Source organism: Streptomyces sp. NPDC090032 (assembly GCF_044748025.1).
Taxonomy (GTDB): domain Bacteria; phylum Actinomycetota; class Actinomycetes; order Streptomycetales; family Streptomycetaceae; genus Streptomyces.
In genome coordinates, this window is sequence record NZ_JBIVFF010000017.1 from 146,684 (window position 1) to 172,351 (window position 25,668).

Consider the following 25,668-nt stretch of genomic DNA (forward strand, 5'->3'; position numbering starts at 1 on the left):
TGCAACGGCCGCGGCAAGGCACCGACCTTTGTTGCCGCTTCGGCAAAAAATCCGCCCGGCCGGAACGATCCGGTCCGGCGCCTTCGGCTCAGTCGCCCGCGCCGCCGATCAAGTCCACCAGCTCGGCCAGCGCGGCCGCCGCCTTCGGCAGGCCCGGCGCCGGCGTCACCGGTTCGTCCAGGTATACGTCCCGCCGGAGTTCGATCATGAGGGCACCGACCCGCGGGTCCTTGCCGTAGTGCCGCAGCGGCACGTATGTCCCGGCGAACGGTGTGTCTAGGGCGATGCCACCGAGCTCGCCGAAGGCGGCGCGCGCCTGCGCGAGCAGGGCGTCGGGGGTGTGGAAGGGGTCGGTGCCCAGGCACACGGGCGGGCGCGGACCCGCACCGTGGAGTTCGTAGGGCAGGGCCCGGCTGGGGTACGAGTGCACGTCGACGATCACCGCCCGCCCGGTGGCGGCGAGCCGGTCCTCGACCGCGTGCGTCATCGCGGCGGCGTAGGGGTGGAAGTAGGTGTCGAGGAGCTCGGTCCCGTCGGCGGGAGGTTCGGGCCTGAGGACCTCGCGGTGAGTGGTGCGGGTGTAGACCGCGCCCATGCCGACCGCGCTCATTTCCTCGCGCTCGTCGGGAAATCGTTCGGGGTCGACGACGAGGCGGGACAGTTCGTTGACGAATCGCCAGGGCGTCACCGCCGCGTCACGTGCGGCGAGTTCGGCGATGTCCTGCGTGCGGGCGTCCGTGATCAGGTCCAACTCCCGTTCCAGGGACACGTCGTCGAGCACGATGCCCCTGCGGACGTGTGGCGGCACGAAGCGCGAGCCGTGCGGCACGTGGAGGATGACGGGCGACGCGGCGCTGCCCGGAATCAGCCGGTACGACGGCCGGGTGTCCTGCACTGAACTGTCCGTGGTGTCCATGTGCCCACTCTCCCCCGCCCGCACCCGCGCGGGGTCGTCGCGGGACGGGGTGCGTGACGGACCAGGCCTGGGAGACCGGCCACAACTAGACGGAGACAGGTCGCCATGCGGGTGAGCGGCCCAGGAGCGCGACGATCTCGTCGAGCCGTGCCCCACCCTGGGACGTGACCGCCGGCGCGAAAGCCGCACCCGGACCGCGCCGCGCCTCGCCTCCCGGCACCGCCCGCGCCACGGCGAGCGCCACATCGAGGAGTTCGGGGTCGAACGCCACCGGGTGCCCCAGCGTCCGCGCCACGTCCCAGGAGTGCACGACGTAGTCGATGAAGTGGAAACTGACGGCCTGCGCCCCTGGGAACGGTCCGCCGTCGCGGATCTCCGGGAGCGGGAACGCCCGCTGTGCGACCCCGTCGACGGCGAAGGCCTCCAGGACGTGCCGGGCAGCCTCGCGGTACGCCCCGACGGGATCGTCCCCGAGCGGACGCGGCCGCCACACCGCAATATCCGCCTCCCCTCGCGAGGCCGCGGCGAATCCGTAGTGCTGCGCGGCCATGTGGCCGAGCAGGTCACGCAGCGTCCACCCTGCGCACGGCGTCGGCCTGTCCAGGTCCCCGGCCGTCGCCCGCGCCACCATGTCGACGCTCGTACGCACGGCTTCCGCGTCGAGTGCGACCAGATCTCTATTCGTAGGCATACGCTTATGATCTGCCGATGCCTATCGCATGTCAACGTCTATCATCGGCGCGTGATGGCCAAGAACGGAGGACGGCGCGACCTCGCCGCGATGCTGCAGCCCCTGGTGCGTTCCCTCATCGCCGCCGAACTGCCGGTGCTCGCGTCGCACGGGATCTCGATGTGGGGATACGTCGTCCTCAGCGCCCTGGACGACGGCCCCGTCCGCACCCAGGCCGCGCTCGCGACGGCGATCGGCGCCGACAAGACCCGGATCATCTCCACGCTGGACACGTTGCAGGACTCAGGTCTGATCTCCCGTACTCCGGACCCTGACGACCGCCGGGTCCGCCTCCTGTCCATCACCGACGACGGACGACGCGTGCGCAGGTCCGCGCAGGCCGACATCCACGCGCACGAGGACCGCCTCCTGGCGCGGCTCCCCCCGGCCGACCGTCGCGCCTTCCTCGACTCGGTCCACACCCTCACGCCGGATGCGGACACGCCTCAGAGGTCCTGACAAAGGCGGTGCAGCCAGGAGATCGTCCGCTCGACGACCCGACGGAAGACGCCCGGAGGTCGGCGAGGCGCTGATCGTGTACGGCGAGGTGGCGTTCGGGGCCTGAATCCGCAGCACTGCGCAGGCATGTGGTCACGACCGGCCCCGGGAACCGAACGACACGGTCAGACGCACCGTTGCGCAATTAGATCTGCGCTCTGCCACCGTCAACGAACAGTTCGATCCCGGTGACGAAGCTGGAGTCGTCCGAGGCCAGGAAGAGTGCCGCCTTGGCAACTTCGTCGGGCTCCCCCATGCGGCCCATCGGGATGGTGGATGCAATCTTCGCGATGGCATCTTGAGGTTGCGCCGCCACAAGCGGCGTTTCGATCGGGCCAGGGCTGAGGACGTTGCACCGGATACGCCGATCCTTCAGCTCCACCGTCCACCCTCGGACGAAATTTCGGACGGCAGCCTTGCTCGCACCGTAGACCGAGAACGCGGGAGTTCCCTTCACGCCCGCAACGGAGCCCACGAGAATGACAGAGGCACCGTCGTTCAACAGCGGCAGGGCCTTCTGTACCGTGAAGAGCGCCCCCTTCACGTTGACGTTGAAGATTTTGTCGAAATGCTCTTCCGTGACATTTTCCAGTGAAGCGAACTCACCCAGCCCGGCGTTGGCGAAAACGATATCGATTCGCCCCTTCGCCGCGACGGTCTCGTAGAGGCGGTCGAGGTCGGCCAGTTCAGCGACGTCTCCCTGAACGCCGGTCACGTTGCCGCCGATTGCCTTCACGCTTTCATCGAGTTCTTTCTGGCGGCGGCCCGTGATGAAGACATAGGCACCCTCTCTGACGAAGAGCCTTGCTGTGGCCAGTCCGATCCCGGCGGTACCGCCGGTGATGACCGCCACCTTTCCCTGCAACTTGCCCATGGCGCTACTCCCGACATTCTCAATCACGACTGGCGGATGGTTCGAATTCATCCCGATACCCCGCGAACATCTTAGTTAGGTGAACCGGATCGGGCCGGTGGCGCGGTTCTGTGGCGTAGAGCCGGTCGCGTCCAGTGGTCTGCGCACGGCGCTGGACAGTCGGCGGATCACACACAGTTCACGACGCGGATCCGGGAAACCTGTCGACTCCGGCATTCACCCCCATGGCCCACTTTTGTCACCCGGCTGGAGTGCGTGGCTGCGCCTGCCGGTGCTGATGGGCGAACACTCAGATGTCGTAGGTCTAACGGAAAGCGAGAACAACATGGCAGCATTTCCGGTCCCCGGCGCATGGCGCCGAATACGTCGCGCACCCGTCATGGCAGCCGGGTGCGCCGTGGCCCTGTGCGCGACCGTGGCGGCCCCTGTCGCCGCGGACGGCGGCACGACCACGGCCAAACCCACCATCGTGCTGGTGCACGGAGCGTTCGCGGACGCCTCCAGCTGGAACGGGGTGGTCGAACGGCTCGAACGCCGTGGCTACACCGTCATCGCTCCCGCCAACCCGCTGCGCGGGCTGTACAGCGACTCCGCCTACATCGCCTCCGTGCTGGACAGCATCAAGGGCCCGATCGTGCTGGCGGGTCACTCATACGGCGGCGCGTTGATCAGCACGGCCGCCGCGGGCAACCCCCGGGTGAAGTCCCTGGTGTACGTATCGGCATTGATGCCCGACGTGGGCGAGAGCGGAATGACCCTGGGGGCCAAGTTCCCCAGCGAACTCGGCACCGCCACCAAGTCCGTTCCCTACCGGGCCGGCGGCGTCAGCGGAACAGACCTGTACCTCAAGCCCGACAGGATCCATCCGGTCTTCGCCGCCGACCTGCCGGAGAGCACCACGAAGGTCATGGCGGTCACCCAACGGCCTGCGGCAACGACTGCGTTCTCGGAGACGGCCAAGGTGGCCGCCTGGAAGAACATCCCGTCGTGGTTCCTCGTCGCGAAGCAGGACAAGACCATCAACCCCGACCAGGAACGCTTCGAGGCGAAGCGCGCGGGTTCACACACGGTGGAGATCGACTCCTCCCACGTGGCCATGATCTCCCACCCCGACGCGGTCACCGACCTCGTCCTCCAAGCCGCCACGTCGGCCGATTCCGCCCGGCCTGCTCTGGCCGCCACCGGAACCACTCATGACGTCCGGGCCGCACTCACCGGCATCGCCGCCGCCTCGTTGACCGCCGGCGCAGGAGCCGTCCTCCTGGGCCGTCGGCTGCGGCGCCCGGCGCCCTGACGGCGCCCCAGGACGGCGTGAGGATCGGCGTTGCCCGGGTCGGTCGGCCCAGCAGGCTTGGGCGAGGCTCGCGCGGTTCCCCAGGACATGACGCATGGACCGGGGTGTGCCGCCGTCGATATCGGTGACGGAGAGCGAAGAGCCCAACTCCGCGCCGATCAGAGCCCTGCCGGAAAGGGCCGCCAGTTCGGGCGAGGAGTAGAGCGCCGCGGTCACGCGTCCCGGGAACTGGGGTGACTCTCTTTTCCCGGTGGGCCGGTCCTGCGCGGGCAGGGATGCGATGTAGGCCGGAGGGCGAGCTTCGCGCGGCTCTTCGCCCGCGCGCAGGATCGTGCTCCGCGGCCTGCGCCCGTAGCGCAGTGCTGCCGACAGCAGCGGCGGCGGGGCCCCCGAGGCCGCAGCCGAGCACTTCACCTGGCTGAACCCCTTCATCGGCCTCGACGTACAGGCGTCGAACACCCTCACCGCCACCGCCTCTTCGCCCACCAGGCCCGACAACAGCGCCTCCTCACCGCGCAACCGAGGTGGTCGAGTCGACGGTAGGGATGACCGCGGCAGCCGACGAGACCGAGCAGCCCGCTGACTAGTCCGTCTCTGCTCCCAGATGTCCGAGCACCGAGCGCACCGCCCGTTCCACCGCGGCGCGTGACGCGTCGGTGGGGTCGACCGTCTCGAATCCATGGTGGCCGAGCGGTACGTCGATCACCTCGACGGCGGCTCCGCAGTCCGCGGCGGCGGACACGAACTCCTCGACCGTCACCGCGATTTCAGGGCGTTCGAGCCCCACCCGGGTCAGCACGATCGGCAGCCGCCCCGCACCACGGACCGCCACCGCCGGGCGGAACCGGCTGTCGGCGAGTCCCCAGCCCGGCAGCGGTGCGAGGATCGGGTACGAGGCCGCCACGCACCGCAGCCACGACGGCGGCGCCGCGAGCCAGTCGGCCGACAGGAGCCCCCCGGCGGAGACGAACCACAGGGCGACGCGGTCGCCGTCGACCCGTGGATCGGCCCGTACGAGGTCGATCGCCTCGGCGATGTCGTCGGCGGCCCGCCCGTACGCGGTCAGTTCGTGGAGCCGGTGGTCCACGGTCACCCCGACAGCGCCCAGGCCCGCCACGTACTGCGCGTAGCCGACGAAGGCGGGCCAGTCACGCGGTGTCGGGCGCGCGCCCGCCGGAACCGGCCCTCCGTGCACGAACACCACGGCGGGCCGGGGACCGGCCGCGTCGGGCAGATGCAGGTCGACGCGGCCCGTCCGCTCCCGTGGCCGCTCTTTGACGTCCATGAGGAACGGCCGGAGGCGCGCGGGCCGCTCGCGCACCGCGGCAGTCACCCGGTGCCCCTCCCCGGCGACGGCCCGGAGCAACACGTCCACGAGGTCGCGGGGAGCGGAGAGCATCGGCCAGCGCCCGGTGTCGAGTTCGAAGAAGGTGACACGGGGGTCGGCGAGCACCTGGAACGCGGGATCGCCCATGCCCACCAGAGTCTCGACCACGGCGATGCTCGACCCGTTGGCGGCGCACAGGACGCCGGTCGTCGGCAGCTCGGCGGCCGCGCCGGACAGCCGCAGCGGCTTGGTGAACGTGCCCAAGGGCTGGGCAACGGCCCTTTCGGTCAGCCGTGCCAGCGCCTCGGCCGAGAGGCCGGCGACGCTGCCCCAGCGCTGCCACTCCTCGACTCCCGGCGCGGGCAGCGTCCCGCCCCCGCCATCCGTGGACAACCTCAGCACGCGCTCGCGGACCGTCTGGTCGGGGACCAACTTGAGTGCGGGGTCGCCGTCTTGGGGGATGCCGACCTCCACGTGGACGATCCTGGCGATCCTTTCGGGGCGCCGATCCGCGGCACCGCGCACAGGGTGGATGCCGTAGCAGTGGCCGACGAGGACCACGTCCCGCTCCCCGACCTGGTCGATCAGCCGGACCAGCTCGTCGATGTGCGTCTCCAGCTCCACGGGACGGCCCCCGCCGTTCCCGCTGTCCTCTCCGTCCATGCCGGTGAGCGTCACGGCGTACGCCTGCGCCCCCGCGTCCGTCAGCCCCGCCGCCACGTCCCGCCAGACCCAGCCGCCGGTGTGGGCGCCCGCCACCAGGATGAATGCCGTCATGTCCGTCTCCTCCCATGCCATGGTCCGCGAAGGGGCCGCACCGGCCGTCCGCGCTCGCCGGTACCGTAGGAACTCCCCCTGAGGGAGGTTCAAGTCGTGCCCGCCGACAGCATGTGGTCCATCGGGGAGCTCGCCGAGCGCGCGGGCGTCACCGTCAAGACGGTCCGCTTCTACTCGGACCGCGGTCTGCTGCCCGAAGGGCCCCGCAGTACGGGCGGCCATCGCCGGTACGGGCCCGAGGCGCTCGACCGGCTCCGCGTCATCCGCTCCCTGCGCGCCCTCGACGTGCGGGTGCCGGACGTGAGCCGCGTTCTGGGTGAGGAGGGCGCGCTCGGCGACACGCTTGAGGACGTCGTCGCCGGCCAGTTGCGGGACATCGGCTCCCAACTGGCCGCGCTGCGCTGGCGGGAGGCCGCACTTCAGCTGCTCCAGGGCTGCACCCCCACCGAACGTGCCGAGCGGCTTCTTCTCGTCGGTGCGGTGTCGGCTCCGCCCAGTACGGCCGCACCGGCCCGCTTCTGGCGCCGGTGGCTGCCGCCGCGGATGCCCGCCCGAGTCGTCTCAGCCGTCCTCGACCAGGCCGTGCCGCAGCCTCCGGCGGACCCGACTCCGGCCCACGTCCTGGCCTTCGCCCGACTGCACGCGTTCACCTCGGGCTCCTGCGACGGCGGCGACCGCGGCCAGCCGGCGGCGCACCGGACCGAGGAGGGGTTCCGCCCCGGGGTGCTCTACGAGGGACTCAGCGAGGCCTACTCGCTGGCATCGCCCCAGCTGTGCGACCAGCGGTCACCGCACGAGGGTGAGGCGCTTGACTGCTTCGTCTCCGCCTACGCCGCCGCACGGGGCGTGCGCGACACCCCCGCGTTCCGCCGTGTGCTCAGCGGTGTGCTGGCCGCGGATCCGCGTATCGACCACTACTGGCAGCTCGTCGCCGAACTGACCGGTCCTTCGCGGCCGACGCCGGGCGCCGCCCACGACTGGCTCTGCGCCGCGCTCGACGCCCAGGTCGCACGCCGGGCCGCTTGAGGCGGGGAGGCCGCAGGCGCCGGTTAATCACTGGGCCGGCGGCGTCGGATTCCGTATCTTGGCGCAACGGAATCCATCCTGTGCGGCTCTCTGCGAAAGGCCCGAGGCTTCCCTGTGTGTGCTCGTAAGTTGCGGCCCGAAGAGGCGGACATCGACGTCTCGTTGGTGCGCCGGCTCGTCGCTGCGCAGTTCCCGCAGTGGGCCGGCCTTCCTCTCACGGAGGTCGTCTCGGCCGGTACGTCCAACGCCATGTACCGCCTCGGCGAGGACATGGCCGTACGGCTCCCCCGCCTCGCGGGCTCGGCGCAGGACGTGGAGAAGGAGCACCGGTGGCTGCCGCTGCTCGCCGGAGCGCTCCCGGTGGCCGTCCCCACTCCGCTGGGCAAAGGAACGCCCGGCGAGGGCTACCCGTGGCCCTGGTCCGTCTACCGCTGGCTCGACGGCGCCAACCCGGCGCCCGGCCACGCCCACGAACCCGCCCTGCTGGCAGAGGACTTGGCGGAGTTCGTCTCCGTACTCCAGCGTGTCGACCCCACGGGCGGACCCGCCTCCTACCGCAGCGAGCCGCTGGCGGGGCGCGACGAGGTGACGCGTGCGGCGATCCATGAGCTGCGGGCGGAGCTGGACGGGGATGCGGCGACCGCCGTCTGGGAGTCGGCCCTGCGCGCGCACGGGTGGGCCGGGCCCGCCGTATGGATCCACGCGGATCTGCAGCCCGGGAACGTGCTCGTCACGGACGGACGACTCAGCGCCGTCATCGACTTCGGGTGCCTGGGCCTGGGCGACCCGGCGGTCGACCTCATCGCGGCCTGGTACCTGCTGCCCGCCGGTGCGCGCGAGGTCTTCCGGACGGGCTCGGGCGCGGACGACGACGCCTGGGCGCGGGGCCGTGGCTGGGCCCTGTCCGTCGCCCTTCAGGAGCTCCGGTACTACCGGGAGAGCAATCCGGTGATGGCCTCCATCGCCCGTCACGTCATCGCGGAACTCCTCGCCGACGACGTGGCCGCGGCCTGACGATCCCGTCCTGCCTGCGCACCGCCCCGGGTCAGTCGGCTGCGGCGCGCAACCACTCGTCGAGAAGAACGAAGTCCGCCTCGGTGAGGCCCTGTCGCGGGTCCACGCGATGCAGCAGGGCGCGTTCCGGGTGATGTTCGAAGACCCAGGCGCGGTCGACGTCGCTGATCTCGTCGTCGACCCATGCGAAGGGACGGCCGTGCGCCTCGCCGACCAGGGCGCGGGTCTTCCAGTGCAGGCCGCGGACGCCGTGTCCTGCCTCGCGCACCGCCGGATCCGGCCAGTCAACCACCGGCAACGGCGGCAGCCCGAGAAGCGGGGCGACGCAGTCGTTCGCTTCGTCCATCCAGGTCGTCGCCCAGACGAGCTCGCACGGGAGCGCCGCGAGCCGGGGCCCGTACGCGGGATTGATCCTGGCCAGCAGGGGGTTCAGGGCGGCACCGAGCGGGTCGGGGCACCCGGGCCGGCGCATCGGATACGTCGGGTGGCACTCCGGCGGCCCGCCGAACGGAATCAGCGGCCCGTCGACGTCGAGGAAGAGGAGCGGAAGGTGCACGAATCCGGTCACTTCGGCACAGTAGCGACTCGGGGGCCGCGCCCGCGCCCGCGCCGCTGGTGTGAGGACCATGATGACTGCCGACACCAGGCCGGTGGACAGGTACGAGCCGGCGAGCGGCATGGCGCATGCGGGCGCGGTCGTCCGGCGGGACGCTCTGACCCAATGGCAGTTGGGGTTCATACCCGGTGACGTGGCCGTGCCGCCGATTTTCGCGATGGGCCATGTCAGGGACCACGCTCCGGTCGGTCGGGAGCCTGCTGAGGCGCCTGCGCGAGGCGTCCACGACGGCCCTGCTCGCCCGAGCCGGCGGGGGCACGCCGCCCCCTTCCGTCCCTCGTGAGGGTCCCGAAACCGCCGATTAATCAAGCGGGTGGTGAATAGGGCTGGTTGGCGGGGTGAAGAGTGCGCAACCATGTGCACATGACCGCGGCCCATCGCGCCATGACCCAGCTGGAGTCCTGGCCGAACCTGGTAAGTGGCTCTCCCCGGTGTGCCGTTGGGCGCGCCTTCGGGACAGCGGGGTGCGACATCGTGCATTTCCATGCCAACGATGCCGCAGATCTGTACCTCACCCGCACTGCGGTCGAACGCCTCCTTCCGCAGTTGCGCGACAGCACCGCGATCCGGGTGCGCCCCGGGGCCTCGTGGATCACCGTGCTGCTCGACTGCGACGACGACGTGGCGCTCCTGCTGACGCTCATCAGCGTGGCGCTCAAGGAGCACGACGCGGTCAGCGGGCGTCAGGAGGAGTGCGGCGGCCCCCGCGCCGCCCGCTCGGCCCCACCCTGCGACTGGGAACCACAGGCGATCCCGGCACCGCGCGCGGCCGGGCAGGCGGCAGCGTCGGCGCCCGGTGCCGCTCACCACGGCCGCGTCCACGACGCGTGGAAGGCCGTCGGACGGATGCTGCCGCACGGCCACTGACCGGCAACGCCTGTCAGTCACTGCCTCCCGCCACGGCCTTCGCACCCCGCGCCGCCCCCGTGCTGTCGCGTTCGATCAGGCGGGGCAGCGGAACCTGCACCGTCCGGGCCGGGCCGCCGTCCAGGAGTGCGGTCAGCTCCTGGGCCGCCGTCCGGCCGAACTGGACCGTGTCGCGGGAGAGCGCCGACAGCCAGGGCTTGACCATGCGGCACAGCGGGGAGTCCTCCCAGGCCACCACCGAGACGTCGCCGGGGACGGAGAAGCCCAGCTCGCCGGCGGCGGCCACCCCGGCGACGGCCATCACGTCGTTGTCGTAGACGAGCGCGGTGGGCGGTGTGCCGGCCTCCAGGACCCGGCGCGTGACCGCGGCACTCTCGGCGTCCGAGTAGTCCGTGGTCACGGACCGCACCTCGGTCAGGCCGCGCCGCTCGGCCTCGCCGCGCAGGGTGCGGATGCGCCGCTCGGTGTGCGCGAGGCCCGGCAACCCTGCGATGTGGACGATGCGGCGGTGCCCGAGCGCGTACAGCTCGTCGACGACCGATGCCATCGCCCCGGCGTCGTCCGCCCAGACCGTCGACAGGCCCGGGTGGTGCGCGTCGGGCACTCCGCCGATCACCACGGCGGGCAGTCCGAGTTCGTCGAGGAGGGCGGGGCGCGGGTCGGCGGTGCGGGGGTCGACGACGAGCACGCCGTCCACCCGGTTCTCGGCCCACCAGCGCCGGTAGACGGCGCACTCCGCCTCGACGTCCTCCACCACCTGGAACAGCAGGCCGAGATGACGCTCCGCCAGGACTTCCTGTATGCCGGAGATGAGCTGGAGGAAGAACGAGTCCACGCCCAGCGTGTCCGCCGGGCGTGCCACGACCAGGCCGACCGTGGCGGCGCCCTCGCCGGACAGGGCGCGGGCCGCCGTGCTGGGCCGCCAGCCGAGTTGCTCGGCCACGCGCCGCACCCGGTCGCGGGTGACCTCGGAGACCCCTGGCCGGTCGTTGAGCGCGAAGGACACGGCGCTCTCCGAGACACCCGCCCTGAGCGCGATGTCCTTCATCGTCGGCCGGCGCGCGGGAGACCGCTTGGCTGCCACAGCTGCCCCTTTCCCCGTGGAACCCGGCTGGGTTGCCGCGACCAGCGTAGCGCACGCGGCGCACACTAATGCGCTTGAGCTCAAGACCCTAAAGCGCATTAGTCACCCCCTTCAAAAGGTCTACTCCACTGCCCTGACCTGCCGATATGTCATTCCGCTCACAGCAGTTTCCGAGAATGCATTGACTTTTTCCGTGATCGCAATGCAGGGTCTGCACGGCAACATTCGACGCCGCAAAGGAGCCGTGTCACCGTGCCCATCTCTCGCAGAGCACTAGCCGCTGCCGCCGCCATCGCTGTCGTCCTGCCGCTGAGCGCGTGCGGCTCCGGGGGCGACGACGGCGGCTCGGCGGACGCCTCGGGCAAGATCGAAGGCAGCATCACGTTCCAGACATGGAACCTCAGGGCCAACTTCAAGCCGTACTTCGACGGCCTGGTCAAGGACTTCGAGAAGAAGTACCCCGGGACCCACGTGAAGTGGATCGACCAGCCGGGCGAGGGCTACGCCGACAAGATCAGCGCGGACGCCGCCGGCGGCACGCTGCCCGACGTCGTCAACGTCTCCCCCGACCTCGTGGCCCCGCTCGCCAAGGCCGGCCTCGCGCTCGACCTCGACAAGGCGGCCCCGAAGTACAAGAAGGAGTACCTGCCGGGGGCGTGGGCCAGCCATCAGATACCGGGCATGGACGGCACGTACGCCTTCCCGTGGTACCTCAACACCGGGCCGCTGTTCTACAACAAGAGCCTGTTCAAGAAGGCCGGGCTCGACGCGTCCAAGCCCCCGAAGACGTACGACGCACTGTTCGACGACGCGCTCCAGCTCGCGAAGAAGAGCAAGGGCAAGGTGGCCACGCTCGCCAACGTGCCCACCATCGAGGACTTCGGCCGCTACGGCGCTCCGCTCATGAACAAGGAGGGCACCGGCTTCGCGTTCAACGACGCCAAGGGTGTCGAACTCCTCACGAAGTACAAGGAGTTGTACGACGCGAAGGCGCTCGACCCGCAGGCGCTGACCGCGACGCCCGAGTCCACCGGCAAGAAGTTCCTGACCGGGGCCGTGGCGATGAACCCGGGCAGCGCGCTCGACCTGTCGAAGTTCAAGAAGGAGGCGCCCAGCCTCTACAGGAACATCGGGATCACGGACCAGATCACCAGCACCGGCAAGGTGAACATGTACGTGATGGGCGTGATGGTGAACTCGCGCACCAAGCAGAAGCCCGCGGCCGTGGCCTTCGCGCACTACGTCACCGACGCGCAGCACCAGATGGAGTTCGCCAAGAAGGTCGCCATCTTCCCGAGCACCGCGGGCTCCCTGGACGACCCCTACTTCACGAAGCAGGACGGCTCGGACGAGACGCGGGTGCGGATCGCCGCGGCCGACTCCCTGAAGTCCGCGGTCAACTACACGCCGGTCCTGTTCAGCGAGCAGATGAAGACCGAGCTGCGGAACTCCGTCGCCAAGTCCCTGCAGGGCAAGGAGAGTCCCAAGACCGCTCTTGACAACGCTGTCAAGGCCTGTGACCGGCTGCTCCAGCAGCAGGGCTGAGCCCCGGAGCCGTACATCATGACGAGTCCCCTTCCGACCGTGAAGACCGCCGCCGAGACCGCCGCGCACGCCGATGTGACGTCACCCGCGAACGCCTCGGGGCGGCCCGTCTCCCGCGTCAGACGTCATCTGCCCACCAGCCCCTGGCTGTTCGCCGCCCCCGGGCTGCTGGTCGTCGCCGTCTTCATCCTGTATCCGTTCGTCTCCACCGTGGTCAACTCCTTCACCGACCGGCGGACCCTGATCCCCGGCGAGTTCGTGGGCCTGGCCAACTTCCGGGAGCTGCTGCACGACGACATGTTCTGGACGGGGCTGCGCAACAGCGTCCTGTACATGGTCGGGGTCGTCCCCGCCCTCGTACTCCTTCCGCTGCTGCTCGCCCTCCTCGTCCAGAAGAACATCCCGGGCATCACCTTCTTCCGGTCGGCCTTCTACACGCCGGTGGTCGCGTCCATCGTCGTGGTCGGCCTGATCTGGGTGTGGATGCTGGACGAGCGCGGTCTGGTGAACTCGCTGCTCGAAGCCGTGGGGATCGGCAAGGTCGGCTTCCTCAGCGACCAGTGGCTGCTCCTGTTGAGCGCCATGGCCGTCACGGTCTGGAAGGGCCTCGGCTACTACATGATCATTTACCTGGCGGCGCTGGCCAACGTGCCGCGCGAGCTGCACGAGGCCGCCTCGGTGGACGGTGCGGGCGCGGTACGCCGCTTCTTCACCGTCACCGTGCCCGCCGTGCGCTCCACCATGGTCCTGGTCGCCGCGCTCTCCTCGGTCGCCGCCTTCAAGGTGTTCTCCGAGGTCTATCTGATGGCGGGGCCGAACGGTGGCCCCGCGGGCGAGGACACCACGCTCGTGATGCTCGTGCAGCGCACCGGAACGGGCCTGACCGGCCGCGTCGGCTACGCCTCGGCGATCTCCGTCGTCGTGTTCGTCGTCACCGTCGCGCTGATGCTGCTCGTGCTCCGCGCCGACCGGAAGGAGGACGCGTGAGCGTCACCGAGGACGTCCGCGCCACAACTGCCCGGGCAGCCAAGCCTGTTCGGCCCCGCCGCGCACCGCGCGTCACCGACGAGAACGGCCGGCGCATCCGCGTCTGGGAACTCGTACTGCGCTACGCGCTGCTGCTGGCCGTGCTCGCGATCACCGTCGGGCCCTTCCTCTGGCAGCTGTCCACCTCGCTCAAGGGGACGCACGAGGACATCTTCAGCTCCCCGCCGAAGTTCCTGCCGGCCGATCCCACGCTCCACAACTACGAGCGCGTCGCCGACACCATTCCGGTCTGGGACTACGCGTTCAACTCCCTGAAGGTCGCCACCGCCAACGTGGTCACCAACTGCGTCGGCTCCGCGCTCGCGGGCTACGCGCTGGCCCGGCTGCGCTACCGCGGCCGGAAGATCGCCACCCTCGTGTTCATCCTCGCGATGCTGGTGCCCGTCGAGAGCATCGTGATCGCGCAGTTCACCACGATGCGTGAACTCGGCCTCAACAACACCCTCGTCGGCGTGGTCCTGCCGGGCTGCATCGCCGCCATGAACGTCCTGCTGATGCGCAACGCGTTCCTGAACCTGCCGTACGAGATCGAGGAGGCCGCCTTCGTCGACGGGGCGAACGCCTGGCAGAGGTTCCTGCGGATCGCGCTGCCGTCCGTGAAGGGCACCCTCGCGGTCGTCGCGATCTTCGCCTTCATGGGCGCCTGGGACGACTTCCTGTGGCCGCTCATCGTCCTCAGCGACCCGGCGAAGTTCACCCTCACCATCGGCCTGAACTACCTGCACGGCACCTTCGCCAACGACGAGCGGATCGTCGCGGCCGGCACGATCATCGCCGTCGCGCCGCTGATCATCCTCTTCGCCTGCCTCCAGCGGTACTTCTTCCGCGGGGTCGGCGAGGGAGCCGTCAAGGGCTGACCCCGTACGGCGGGCATCCCGCCACCGAGGCACCCACGTACCACAGAACCAGGACTCCGCATGACTTCTGCCGTGCGCTTCGGCGTCAACTACACCCCCAGCCAAGGGTGGTTCCACCACTGGCTCGACTTCGACCTCGACGCCGTGCGCGCCGATCTCGACTCGATCGCCGCGCTGGGCCTCGACCACATCCGGGTGTTCCCGCTGTGGCCGTACTTCCAGCCCAACCGCACCCTCATCCGCCCCCGCGCCGTCGAGCAGCTCGTCCAGCTCGCCGACGCGGCGGCCGAGCGGGGGCTGGATGTCAATGTGGACGGTCTGCAAGGACATCTGTCGAGCTTCGACTTCCTGCCCGCGTGGACGCAGACCTGGCACCGGCGGAACCTCTTCACCGACCTTGACGTGATCGACGGCCAGGAGGCGTATCTGCGCACCCTCGCGGGGGCGCTCGCCGACCGGCCCAACTTCATCGGCATGACGATCGGCAACGAGGTCAACCAGTTCGCGGCAGGCCCGCATCCCGACCCGGACCGCATCACGCCGGAACAGGCGGGGAGCTGGCTGCGCCGCGTGCTCGCCGCGTGCGAGGAGGGAGCGCCGGGGCGGATCCATCTGCACGCCTCGTACGACGCCGCCTGGTACCAGGACGACCAGCCGTTCACGCCCGCGCACTCCGCCCGGCTCGGCGCGCTGACCGCGGTGCATTCGTGGGTGTTCAACGGCACGGCGCAGCTCCACGGCCGCACCGGGACGGCGACCGAGCACCATGCCGCGTACCTCGTCGAGCTGTCCAAGGCCTGGGCCGGCGATCCGCACCGGCCGGTCTGGCTCCAGGAGGTCGGGGCGCCCGCGCCCCTCGTCCCGGCCGAGCACGCCGCGCACTTCACCGAGGCCACCGTCGAGAACGCCCTCGACTGCCCCGACCTGTGGGGCGTGACCTGGTGGTGCTCGCACGACGTCAGCCGCGATCTCGCCGATTTCCCCGAACTCGAGTACAGCCTCGGCCTGTTGACCAGCGACCGGCATCCGAAGCCTGCGGCGAAGGCCCTCGCCCGCATCGTCGCGGACCGGCGGGCGCATCCCCGTACGCCCGCGCCCCGCACCACCGCGCTCGTCGTCGACGCGGGTGACGACGAGGCCGCCCCGCACCGCTCGGTGTGCGCGCCCGGCGGCGCCGTCTTCGAGGCGTTCGCCCGGCTCACCGCCGACGGGGCCAGGCCCACGACTGTTCTGGCGAGCCGCGCGCACGACAAACATCATCTGGCGGCGCGCGGCATCACCGAAGTGGTCACACCCGGCCAGGTCACGCGGACCGTCGGCACGGCGCCGTGACCGATCCTCCCCGATGCGGACCGCACGATTCGAGGTGCGCCGCGTCGGGGAGTTGTACAGCGTCCCGTATGCCGCCCCCCGTCTTCACCTGGTAATCACCCGCACCCCGGACCTTACGGAGCACCCTCATGCATGACGACCGCACGCTGGTCGAAGCCCGTCTCAAGCGCGTCCTCGACGAGCGCATCCGACCCGCCGTGTACCCGGAGTCCGTGCCGCTGGACGTCGCGGTGTGGAACGCGCCGGGTGAGCCGGTTCCGGTCGATGAAGGGCTCGCGGCGACGCCGGAGCCGATCGCGGTGGGCGCCCGCTGGGGCGCTCCGTGGGCCACCTGCTGGTTCCGCGTCACCGGGACGGTGCCCGAGGCCTGGGCGGGCCGGACCGTCGAGGCGATCCTCGACCTCGGCTTCGACGAGAACATGCCCGGTTTCCAGTGCGAGGGCCTGGTCTACCGCCCGGACGGCACCCCCGTGAAGGGCCTCAACCCGCGCAACCAGTGGGTACGCGTCGGCGCCCCGGTGGAGGGCGGCGAGGAGGTCCGCCTGCACATCGAGGCGGCGTCCAATCCGGTCATCCTCGACTACCACCCCTTCCTGCCCACGCAGTTGGGTGACAAGGAGACCGCGGGCAGCGAGCCGCAGTACACGCTGGCGCGGATGGATCTCGCGGTCCTCGACGAGACCGTGTGGCAGCTCGTCATGGATCTCGAAGTGCTCGGCGAGCTGATGGCCGAACTGCCGGTGGAGTCCGCGCGGCGCCACGACATCCTGCGCGCCGTGGAGCGCGCGCTCGACGCGGTCGATCTCCAGGACGTGAACGGCACGGCGGCCGCCGCCCGCGAGCGGCTCACGGGTGTCCTGTCCGCGCCCGCGGTCCCGTCGGCGCACCGCATCAGCGCCGTCGGCCACGCGCACATCGACTCGGCGTGGCTGTGGCCGCTGCGCGAGACCGTGCGCAAGGTGGCGCGGACGACGTCCAACATGACGGCGCTCCTGGAGGACGAGCCCGACTTCGTCTTCGCCATGTCGCAGGCCCAGCAGTGGGCTTGGGTCAAGGAGCACCGGCCCGAGGTGTGGGCGCGGGTGAAGAAGGCGGTCGCCGACGGGCGGTTCGTGCCGGCGGGCGGCATGTGGGTGGAGTCGGACACCAACATGCCGGGCTCGGAGGCGATGGCCCGTCAGTTCGTGCACGGCAAGCGGTTCTTCCTCGACGAGTTCGGGATCGAGAACGACGAGGCGTGGCTGCCCGACACCTTCGGTTTCGCCGCGGGGCTGCCGCAGATCATCAAGGCTGCGGGCTCCAAGTGGCTGCTCACACAGAAGATCTCGTGGTCGCAGACCAACAAGTTCCCTCACCACACGTTCCAGTGGGAGGGCATCGACGGGACCCGGATCTTCACGCACTTCCCGCCCGTGGACACGTACAACTGCTCCATGAAGGGCAGCGAGATCGCCCATGCGGCGAAGAACTTCAAGGACAAGGGGGTCGCCCGGCACTCGCTCGCGCCGACCGGCTGGGGTGACGGGGGCGGCGGCACGACCCGCGAGATGGTTGCCAAGGCTGCCCGCCTCCGTGACCTCGAAGGGTCCGCGACGGTGGTGTGGGAGACGCCGCAGGAGTTCTTCAAGAAGGCCGAGGCGGAGTACCCGAACGCGCCCGTGTGGGTCGGCGAGCTCTACCTCGAACTCCACCGCGCCACCCTGACCTCCCAGGCGAAGACGAAGCAGGGCAACCGGCGCAGCGAGCACCTGCTGCGCGAGGCCGAGCTGTGGGCGGCGACCGCGGCGGTCCGGGCCGGATTCCCTTACCCCTACGAGGAGTTGGACCGGATCTGGAAGACGGTGCTGCTGCACCAGTTCCACGACATCCTGCCGGGCTCGTCGATCGCCTGGGTGCACCGTGAGGCGCGCAGGACGTACGAGCGGGTCGCCGAGGAACTGAACGGCATCATCGGCGCGGCTCAGCGGGCTCTGGCCGGTGAGGGCTCGGGGACGCTCGTCTTCAACTCGGCGCCGCACACCCGCGACGGGGTGCCCGCGGGCGGCGCCCGCACCCCGGTCGTCGAGGGCGAGGCCGCGATCGCTTCGCGCGCGGCGGGCGGTTTCGTCCTGGACAACGGGCTGTTGAGGGTGGAGATCGACGACCGGGGCCTGGTCGTGTCCGCGTACGACCTCGTCGCGGATCGCGAGACCGTGGCGCCGGGCCGGGCCGCGAACCTGCTCCAGATCCACCCGGACTTCCCGAACATGTGGGACGCGTGGGACGTCGACGAGTTCTACCGCAACACCGTCACCGACCTGGTGGACGCCGACGAGGTGGCCCCCGGCGAGGGCACGTCGGTGCGCGTCGTGCGCACCTTCGGCGACTCGCGTGTCACGCAGATCCTCACGCTGACGGCCGGCGATCGGCGACTCGGCATCGACACGGAGGTCGACTGGCACGAGACGGAGAAGTTCCTGAAGCTGGCGTTCCCGCTGGACATCCACGCCGAGCGGTATGCGTCGGAGACGCAGTTCGGGCACTTCTACCGGCCCACGCACACCAACACCAGTTGGGAGGCCGCCAAGTTCGAGGCGTGCAACCACCGGTTCGTGCACGTCGAGGAGCCCGGCTGGGGCGTCTCGCTCGTGAACGACTCGACGTACGGCCATGACGTGACGCGGACCGTGCGGGACAGCGACTCGGGCACGACGACCACCGTCCGCGTCTCGCTGCTGCGCGCGCCGCGCTTCCCCGACCCCGAGACCGACCAGGGTGTGCACCGCTTCCGGCACGCGCTGGTGCCGGGCGCGGCGATCGGGGACGCGGTCCGCGAGGGCTACCGGATCAACCTGCCCGAGCGCCACGTGAGCGGCTCCGGCGAGGTCGCTCCGCTGGTGGACGTCGACCAGGACGCTGTCGTCGTGACGGCGGTCAAGCTGGCCGACGACGGCAGTGGTGACGTGGTGGTCCGCTTCCACGAGTCCCGCGGCGGCCGGGTGCGCGCCACGCTCACGGCGGGCTTCGAGGTCGCGGCCGCTGCGGCCACGGACCTCTTGGAGCGTCCGCTCGCCGACGCGGCCGACCCGGAGCGCGACGGCGACCGGATCACGCTGTCACTGCGCCCCTTCGAGCTGGTGACACTGCGGCTGAAGCGGGCCTGACCCGGAGTTCTCGTGCGGTGGGCCGGTCACGGAACCGGCCCACCGCACGGCGCGTTCAGTCCTGCGTGCCGGGTGCCGTCCTGGCCTCCCGGGACAGCACGACCAGGCTGCGCGCCTCGACCAGCACATCAGTGCCGGGCTTGTGTTCCGTCTCGTCCGCGACACCTTGCGGGTCGGTGGTGTCGATCCGGGTGGTCCACCGCTCGCCGTAGGTGGCGTCCGGGAGGCGGAAGCGGACCGGCTTCCAGTAGCTGTTGAGGAGCAGCAGGAAGGAGTCGTCGACCACCGGCCGCCCGTACGGAGTGGGCTCGGCGATGGCGTCGCCGTTGAGGAACACGGCCACCGAGTGGGCGTCGCCGCGCTGCCAGTCGTCGTCCGTCATCTCGCGCGCGTCCGGGCGCAGCCACACGAGGTCGGGCAGCGGCTGGCCCTCGCGGGTGGCGGTCTCGCCGCGGAAGAAGCGGCGGCGGCGGAGCACGGGGTGGGCGGCGCGCAGGGCGATGGTGCGCCGGGTGAACTCGATCAGCTCGCGCTGTTCGCCGCTCAGGCGCCAGTCGATCCAGGAGATCTCGTTGTCCTGGCAGAAGGCGTTGTTGTTGCCCTGCTGGGTGCGGCCCAGTTCGTCGCCGTGGGCGAGCATGGGGATGCCCTGGGAGAGCAGCAGGGTGGCGAGGAAGTTGCGCTGCTGGCGGCCGCGCAGTTCGAGCACGCCTTCGTCGTCGGTGGGGCCCTCGGCGCCACAGTTCCAGGACCGGTTGGCGCTCTCGCCGTCCTGGTTGTTCTCGCCGTTGGCCTCGTTGTGCTTGTCGTTGTACGAGACCAGGTCGCGCAGCGTGAAACCGTCGTGGGCGGTGACGAAGTTGACGCTGGCGCGCGGACGGCGGCTGTCGTGCTGGTAGAGGTCGGAGGAGCCGGTGAGCCGGGAGGCGAACTCGGCGAGGGTGTTCTCGCCGGAGCGCCAGAAGTCCCGTACGGAATCCCGGTACTTGCCGTTCCACTCGGACCACCGGGGCGGGAAGTTGCCGACCTGGTAGCCGCCCTCGCCGACGTCCCACGGCTCGGCGATGAGCTTGACGCGGCCGATCACCGGGTCCTGCTGGATCAGGTCGAAGAAGGCGGAGAGCCGGTCCACCTCGTGGAACTGCCGGGCGAGCGTCGCCGCCAGGTCGAACCGGAATCCGTCGACGTGCATCTCGGTGACCCAGTACCGCAGGGAGTCCATGATGAGCTGGAGCACGTTGGGGTGCCGCATCAGCAGGCTGTTCCCGGTGCCGGTGGTGTCGTAGTAGTGCGCCGGGTCGCCGTCGACGAGCCGGTAGTAGGAGGCGTTGTCGATGCCGCGGAAGGAGAGCGTGGGGCCGTACTCGTTGCCTTCGGCGGTGTGGTTGTAGACGACGTCGAGGATCACTTCGAGGCCGGCCGCGTGCAGCGCCTTCACCATCGACTTGAACTCGGTGACCTGCCCGCCACGGGTGCCCTGGGCGGCGTAGGCGTTGTGCGGCGCGAAGAAGCCGATCGTGCTGTAGCCCCAGTAGTTCGACAGGCCCTGGTCGCGCAGGAAGCCGTCCTGCGCGAACTGGTGCACCGGCATCAGCTCGACCGCTGTCACGCCGAGGGAGGTCAGGTGCTCGATGACCGCCGGGTGCGCGAGGCCCGCGTAGGTGCCGCGCAGCTTCTCGGGGACCTTCGGGTGGGTGCGGGTCAGGCCGCGGACGTGGGCCTCGTAGATGACGGAGTCGGCGTACGGGTGCAGGGGCGGGCGGTCGTTGCCCCAGTCGAAGGCGCCGTCGGTCACCACGGCCACAAGGGTGTGTTCCGCGCTGTCGGCCGGGGACGGCCCGCCGGCCGCCCGCTCGAAGAGTGAGGGGTCGTTGTCCATCTGCCCGTCGACAGCGGTGGCGTACGGGTCGAGGAGCAGCTTCGCGGGGTTGCAGCGGTGGCCCGCCGCCGGGTCCCACGGGCCGTGCACCCGGTAGCCGTAGCGCTGGCCGGGGCCGACGGCGGGCAGATAGCAGTGCCATACGAAGCCGTCGACCTCGGTCATGGTGATCGTGTCGTGGCTGCCGTCGTCGTGGAGGAGGACGAGGTCGACGCGTTCGGCGACCTCCGTGAACAGGGCGAAGTTCGTTCCGTCGCCGTCGAATGCCGCGCCGAGTGGATAGGGGCGTCCGGTCCAGGTGAGCATTCGGCCACCGTACGGATGATCTTGGTGTCGGCGTCGTCACCGCGCCGCCCGCACCTCGTCTGCCGCGCGCCCGGCCCACGTCTGCCGCGTCCTTGCGCGCCGCCGGGCCACGACTGCCGAAGCAGACCGCGGCCCGGTGCGATGCGCTCCGGACGGAGCGCGGTGCTGATGGATGTCACATCACCGGCGTCGGGCGTACCACCCTGCGTGGGAAGGACAGTTCGGGCCCGCGCGCACGGGCTGCCGGGGCGGCGGACACGAGCGGATCCGTGACCACCGAGCCCGCGAACGCCGGGACCGGCACCTCGCGCGGCATCTCGAGCTCTTCGCCGATTCTCGGCGCGGGTCCGACCGGCAGCAGCGGGGCGCGCTCGCCGAGACGGGCACGGCGCGAGAACCAGATGATCTTTCCCGTGGCTGTGGCGCAGCCGCCCCAGCCGTCGCTCAGCGCCGCGATCTCCGCGAGGCACCCTTGTGGGGAGTAGTGCGGGCCCGGCAGGTCGCGCTCATGGTCCGACACCGCGGTGATCAAGTGCTGTCCGTTCCACCACATCTCGACCGTGGTGTTCTTGTCCGTCGCATGCTCGTCGATCGTGTGAAGCAACACCTCGACGCCACGACAGACGGGCTCGACGAGCATGTCCAGCTTCCAGTACCGCAGATGGGCGGCCAGGATGCGCCTGACCTGCCCGACACGCTCCGAGCTGACCTCGACATCGAGGTGGTAGTAGCAGGGCACTGCTTTGTTCATCGTCTTCGGCTCCTCACCGGCGAAGCTCCCGCTCGACGTTCGCCCCCTGCGGGCCGTACCCCGAACACGTAGCGTGAGCACTGATCGCTCCTGAGTCAGCCTCAGGATGAGATCGCTACTCCATTCGTGCAACCCGAGGAGCCGGCCGCGGTGTCGTTGAAGCTCCAACAGGACGGGAAGTACCGCCAAATGCACCATGGAACGGGGTACCGATCGGCGTAATGGTTCGGTGCCTCTCCGTGCACGGCCCCAGCGCACCGACCCGGTGCACCGTGCGCATCAAGAGTGGGAAGTGAACAGCCGACATGTTGCTGCCTACCAAAACCAAAGTCGCCAGTCATCTGGCGCAGTACCGCGCATGGGAACGCCTGCGGCTCGCGGCGCCCGCCGACCGCCAGGTGCGGGAGCACTTCGAGGACGCGGCCTACACCCTGTGCGTGCTGATGGGGAAGCGCTGCGGTCGCGAGGCCGCCGACGCGGCGGAGCGCTATCTCCGCCCCACCGTGGAGCATCCGCCCATGGCCGCCCCGCCGCTCGCGGCACCCGCGGTCGCCGTCGCTGCCCTCAGCGGGCGGTGACGGCGGACCGTCCGGCAGAAGTGGGACGCCGGCCGACACGCCTGAACCGGGACATTTCCCGACAGGCCGAGCCCGGTCGGCTCCCGTAGCGTGTCGCCGAAGGGACGCAGCCCGTCGATGACACCCTGCTGTGCCCGGCCGCGTGCCGGGCCAACTCGTGTGCGAAGGACAGCGCGTTCCGTGGCGCATGTGAACCCGGCGGGACCCTGACCGAGAGCAGGCCTGCCCCGAGCACGGCGGAGGTGCAACCGATGAACCCAGGCACGGTGACGGGCCGCGTCCCGATCGTGGACGTACTCCCGGCCGTCGACTGCGGCAGGCGTCCGGCGAAGGCGGTCCCGGGCGAGACGTTCGAGGTCTCCGCCACGCTCTTCGGCGAGGGCCACGCCGCGGTCGCCGCCAATGTCGTCCTCCACGACCCCGACGGACGGCCCGGCCCGTGGACCCCGATGCGTGAACTGTCCCCCGGCAGCGACCGCTGGGGCGCCGAGGTCACCCCTACGGCCGTGGGCAACTGGACGTACTCGGTGGAGGCGTGGGGCGATCCCGTGTCCTCGTGGCGCCGGTCCGCGGGCATCAAGGTCCCGGCGGGGATCGACACGGAGCTGATCCTGGAGGAGGGCGCCGAGCTGCACGAGCGGGCCGCCGCCGGCGTTCCGGAAGGTCCGGGCCGGGACGCGGTCCTCGCCGCCGTGGACGCGCTCCGCGCCGAGGACCGGTCGCCCGCCGACCGCCACGCGGCGGCCCTCACGCCGGAGGTGACCGCCGCGCTGGCGGAGCACCCGCTGCGTGAACACGTCTCCCGCTCGGCACCCTTGCCGCTGCTCGTGGAGCGCGAACGGGCGCTGTTCGGGGCCTGGTACGAGATGTTCCCGCGCTCCGAGGGCGCCGTGGTCCGCGACGGGGCACGCCCGGTGAGCGGCACCTTCCGCACCGCGGCCGAACGCCTTCCCGCCATCGCCGCCATGGGTTTCGACGTCGTCTACCTGCCGCCGATCCACCCCATCGGCACCACCTTCCGCAAGGGGCCGAACAACAGCCTGTCGGCCGACCGGTGGGATGTCGGGGTGCCGTGGGCGGTCGGCTCGCCGGAGGGCGGTCACGACGCGATCCACCCGGACCTCGGCACCATGGACGACTTCGACGCGTTCGTGCGCCGGGCCGAGGAACTCGATCTGGAGATCGCGCTCGACTTCGCGCTCCAGTGCTCGCCGGACCACCCGTGGGTGGAGAAGCACCCGGAGTGGTTCCAGCACCGTCCCGACGGCACGATCGCGTACGCGGAGAACCCGCCGAAGAAGTACCAGGACATCTACCCGATCGCCTTCGACCAGGACATGCCGGGGCTGATCGAGGAGACGACCCGGGTCCTGCGCTTCTGGATGCGTCACGGGGTCCGCGTCTTCCGTGTCGACAACCCGCACACGAAGCCGGTCGTGTTCTGGGAGCGGGTGATCTCCGACATCAACCGCAGCGACCCGGGCGTCGTGTTCCTCGCCGAGGCCTTCACCCGGCCCGCCGTCATGCAGGCGCTCGCCAAGGCCGGATTCCAGCAGTCGTACACGTACTTCACCTGGCGCGACACGAAGCAGGAGCTCACCGAGTACCTCACGGAACTCTCCCGGGACACGGCCGCCTACATGCGTCCCAACCTGTTCGTGAACACGCCCGACATCCTGCCCGGCTACCTCCGCAGGGGCGGCCGCCGCGCCTTCGAGGTGCGCGCCGTGCTCGCGGCCACGCTCTCCCCGGCCTGGGGGATGTACGCCGGATACGAGCTCTGCGAGAACACCCCGGTCCGCGAGGGCAGCGAGGAGTACCTCCACTCGGAGAAGTACGAACTGCGGCCGCGCGACTGGAAGTCGGCCGAGCGTGCGGGGCGCTCCATCGCCCCGCTCATCACCACCCTGAACCGCGTCAGGCGCGACCACAGCGCCCTGCGCCGGCTCAGGAACCTCCACTTCCACGACACCGACAACGACTCGCTGATCGCGTACAGCAAGCGCTCGGGCTCCGACACGGTCGTGGTGGTCGTCAACCTCGACCCCCACCACACCCAGGAGGCGACGGTTTGCCTTGACATGCCTCAGCTCGGACTCGACGCGCACGCGAGCGTGCCGGTCCGCGACGAGCTGACCGGCGACACATACCAATGGGGCAGGACGAACTTCGTGCGCCTTGAGCCGGGCCGTGCGCCCGCGCACATCCTCACCGTCCTGCGACCGTCCTCACCGCCCACCGGAGGGTCACCCACCACATGATCGTCAACAAGCCCGTCCAGGACAAATTCGAGGACACCCCCACCAAGGACAGGGATCCCGACTGGTTCAAGCGCGCCGTCTTCTACGAGGTCCTCGTCCGCTCCTTCCAGGACAGCAACGGCGACGGAGTCGGCGACCTCAAGGGGATCACGTCCAGGCTGGACTACCTCCAGTGGCTGGGCGTCGACTGCCTGTGGCTGCCCCCGTTCTTCAAGTCCCCACTGCGGGACGGTGGTTACGACGTGTCCGACTACACGGCGGTCCTGCCCGAGTTCGGCAATCTCGCGGACTTCGTGGAGTTCGTCGACGCGGCGCACCAGCGCGGGATGCGCGTGATCATCGACTTCGTCGTGAACCACACGAGCGATCAGCACGAGTGGTTCCAGGAGTCCCGCAAGGACCCGGACGGGCCGTACGGCGACTACTACGTCTGGGCGGACGACGACAAGAGTTACGAGGACGCGCGCATCATCTTCGTCGACACGGAGTCCTCCAACTGGACCTTCGACCCGGTGCGCCAGCAGTACTACTGGCACCGCTTCTTCTCCCACCAGCCGGATCTCAACTACGAGAACCCGCGCGTGCAGGAGGAGATTCTCGCCGCTCTGCGCTTCTGGCTGGACCTCGGCATCGACGGCTTCCGGCTCGACGCGGTGCCCTACCTCTACGCCGAGGAGGGGACCAACTGCGAGAACCTCCCCGCGTCCCACGCCTTCCTGAAGCGCGTGCGGGCCGAGGTCGACGCGCACTACCCGGACACGGTCCTGTTGGCCGAGGCCAACCAGTGGCCCGAGGACGTCGTCGACTACTTCGGCGACTACGAATCCGGCGGCGACGAGTGCCACATGGCCTTCCACTTCCCGGTCATGCCGCGCATCTTCATGGCCGTGCGCCGCGAGTCGCGCTATCCGGTCTCGGAAATTCTCGCCAAGACCCCTGCCATTCC

At 70.2% G+C, this 25,668-nt stretch carries 21 protein-coding genes; 13 read left to right on the forward strand and 8 right to left on the reverse strand.

Annotated features, from left to right (window positions below; genetic code table 11):
- Window positions 1-88 precede the first annotated feature (88 nt).
- Window positions 89-916, reverse strand: a complete 828-nt coding sequence (locus tag ACIPWY_RS34710) for an N-formylglutamate amidohydrolase (protein WP_393702475.1) — start codon at window positions 914-916, stop codon at window positions 89-91.
- Window positions 917-1,001: 85 nt separating this feature from the next.
- Window positions 1,002-1,607: a TIGR03086 family metal-binding protein gene (locus ACIPWY_RS34715; protein ID WP_393702477.1), complete on the reverse strand. Its 606-nt coding sequence runs from the start codon at window positions 1,605-1,607 to the stop codon at window positions 1,002-1,004.
- Window positions 1,608-1,661: 54 nt separating this feature from the next.
- Here ACIPWY_RS34715 and ACIPWY_RS34720 point away from each other — a divergent pair, with 54 nt between their 5' ends.
- Window positions 1,662-2,105, forward strand: a complete 444-nt coding sequence (locus tag ACIPWY_RS34720) for a MarR family winged helix-turn-helix transcriptional regulator (protein ID WP_393702479.1) — start codon at window positions 1,662-1,664, stop codon at window positions 2,103-2,105.
- A gap of 184 nt (window positions 2,106-2,289) precedes the next feature.
- Here the strand turns inward: ACIPWY_RS34720 and ACIPWY_RS34725 are convergent, their stop codons facing one another.
- A complete protein-coding gene (locus ACIPWY_RS34725; protein ID WP_362907867.1) occupies window positions 2,290-3,018 on the reverse strand; it encodes a glucose 1-dehydrogenase in 729 nt (242 codons plus the stop codon).
- 325 nt (window positions 3,019-3,343) lie between these two features.
- On the opposite strand from ACIPWY_RS34725, the gene ACIPWY_RS34730 reads away from it, so the two are divergent.
- Complete coding sequence (locus tag ACIPWY_RS34730) at window positions 3,344-4,312, forward strand: alpha/beta hydrolase (protein WP_362907866.1); 969 nt, start codon at window positions 3,344-3,346, stop codon at window positions 4,310-4,312.
- A 583-nt stretch (window positions 4,313-4,895) separates the two neighbouring features.
- Here the strand turns inward: ACIPWY_RS34730 and ACIPWY_RS34735 are convergent.
- Complete coding sequence (locus tag ACIPWY_RS34735; protein ID WP_393702482.1) at window positions 4,896-6,416, reverse strand: alpha/beta fold hydrolase; 1,521 nt, start codon at window positions 6,414-6,416, stop codon at window positions 4,896-4,898.
- Between the two features lie 111 nt (window positions 6,417-6,527).
- Here ACIPWY_RS34735 and ACIPWY_RS34740 point away from each other — a divergent pair, with 111 nt between their 5' ends.
- Both ACIPWY_RS34740 and ACIPWY_RS34745 read left to right on the forward strand, forming a co-directional pair.
- On the forward strand, window positions 6,528-7,442 hold the full coding sequence (locus tag ACIPWY_RS34740; protein WP_362907997.1) for a MerR family transcriptional regulator: 915 nt from the start codon (window positions 6,528-6,530) through the stop codon (window positions 7,440-7,442).
- A 129-nt stretch (window positions 7,443-7,571) separates the two neighbouring features.
- Window positions 7,572-8,456, forward strand: coding sequence for an aminoglycoside phosphotransferase family protein (locus ACIPWY_RS34745; protein WP_393702484.1), 885 nt, complete (start codon window positions 7,572-7,574; stop codon window positions 8,454-8,456).
- A gap of 31 nt (window positions 8,457-8,487) precedes the next feature.
- On the opposite strand, the gene ACIPWY_RS34750 is transcribed toward ACIPWY_RS34745, so the two are convergent.
- Window positions 8,488-9,024, reverse strand: coding sequence for an HAD domain-containing protein (locus ACIPWY_RS34750; protein ID WP_393702486.1), 537 nt, complete (start codon window positions 9,022-9,024; stop codon window positions 8,488-8,490).
- Between the two features lie 432 nt (window positions 9,025-9,456).
- Here ACIPWY_RS34750 and ACIPWY_RS34755 point away from each other — a divergent pair, with 432 nt between their 5' ends.
- Window positions 9,457-9,939: a luciferase family protein gene (locus ACIPWY_RS34755; protein WP_393702526.1), complete on the forward strand. Its 483-nt coding sequence runs from the start codon at window positions 9,457-9,459 to the stop codon at window positions 9,937-9,939.
- Window positions 9,940-9,952: 13 nt separating this feature from the next.
- Here ACIPWY_RS34755 and ACIPWY_RS34760 read toward each other — a convergent pair whose 3' ends face one another.
- Window positions 9,953-11,023 carry a LacI family DNA-binding transcriptional regulator gene (locus tag ACIPWY_RS34760; RefSeq protein WP_362907861.1) on the reverse strand — a complete coding sequence of 357 codons (1,071 nt, stop codon included), beginning with the start codon at window positions 11,021-11,023 and terminating at the stop codon, window positions 9,953-9,955.
- 252 nt (window positions 11,024-11,275) lie between these two features.
- Between ACIPWY_RS34760 and ACIPWY_RS34765 the strand changes: the two genes are divergently transcribed.
- The 5 genes from ACIPWY_RS34765 (at window position 11,276) to ACIPWY_RS34785 (ending at window position 18,947) form a co-directional block, all read left to right on the forward strand.
- Window positions 11,276-12,568, forward strand: coding sequence for a sugar ABC transporter substrate-binding protein (locus ACIPWY_RS34765; protein ID WP_362907860.1), 1,293 nt, complete (start codon window positions 11,276-11,278; stop codon window positions 12,566-12,568).
- Between the two features lie 18 nt (window positions 12,569-12,586).
- A complete protein-coding gene (locus ACIPWY_RS34770) occupies window positions 12,587-13,555 on the forward strand; it encodes a sugar ABC transporter permease (protein ID WP_362907859.1) in 969 nt (322 codons plus the stop codon).
- Window positions 13,552-14,472: a carbohydrate ABC transporter permease gene (locus ACIPWY_RS34775; protein WP_362907858.1), complete on the forward strand. Its 921-nt coding sequence runs from the start codon at window positions 13,552-13,554 to the stop codon at window positions 14,470-14,472. Before ACIPWY_RS34770 ends, ACIPWY_RS34775 begins: the two co-directional genes overlap by 4 nt.
- A gap of 60 nt (window positions 14,473-14,532) precedes the next feature.
- Entirely contained in the window at window positions 14,533-15,804 is a 1,272-nt protein-coding gene (locus tag ACIPWY_RS34780; protein ID WP_393702489.1) for a glycosyl hydrolase, read from the forward strand.
- A gap of 128 nt (window positions 15,805-15,932) precedes the next feature.
- Window positions 15,933-18,947 (forward strand): glycoside hydrolase family 38 C-terminal domain-containing protein, encoded by a 3,015-nt coding sequence (locus ACIPWY_RS34785; RefSeq protein ID WP_362907856.1) that lies wholly within the window; start codon window positions 15,933-15,935, stop codon window positions 18,945-18,947.
- A 55-nt stretch (window positions 18,948-19,002) separates the two neighbouring features.
- Here ACIPWY_RS34785 and glgX read toward each other — a convergent pair whose 3' ends face one another.
- The gene (gene glgX / locus ACIPWY_RS34790; protein WP_393702492.1) at window positions 19,003-21,132 is read right to left on the reverse strand and encodes a glycogen debranching protein GlgX; all 2,130 of its coding nucleotides are present in this window, start codon (window positions 21,130-21,132) and stop codon (window positions 19,003-19,005) included.
- 175 nt (window positions 21,133-21,307) lie between these two features.
- Complete coding sequence (locus ACIPWY_RS34795; RefSeq protein WP_393702494.1) at window positions 21,308-21,883, reverse strand: pep a2; 576 nt, start codon at window positions 21,881-21,883, stop codon at window positions 21,308-21,310.
- 305 nt (window positions 21,884-22,188) lie between these two features.
- On the opposite strand from ACIPWY_RS34795, the gene ACIPWY_RS34800 reads away from it, so the two are divergent.
- From ACIPWY_RS34800 to ACIPWY_RS34810, 3 genes are all read left to right on the forward strand, one after another.
- Window positions 22,189-22,461: a DUF5133 domain-containing protein gene (locus ACIPWY_RS34800; protein WP_362907853.1), complete on the forward strand. Its 273-nt coding sequence runs from the start codon at window positions 22,189-22,191 to the stop codon at window positions 22,459-22,461.
- Between the two features lie 251 nt (window positions 22,462-22,712).
- Complete coding sequence (locus tag ACIPWY_RS34805) at window positions 22,713-24,722, forward strand: maltotransferase domain-containing protein (protein ID WP_401536429.1); 2,010 nt, start codon at window positions 22,713-22,715, stop codon at window positions 24,720-24,722.
- Window positions 24,719-25,668 (forward strand): alpha-amylase family glycosyl hydrolase (locus tag ACIPWY_RS34810; protein WP_401536432.1); only part of this gene is annotated, 950 nt, incomplete at its 3' end. The genes ACIPWY_RS34805 and ACIPWY_RS34810, both read left to right, overlap by 4 nt.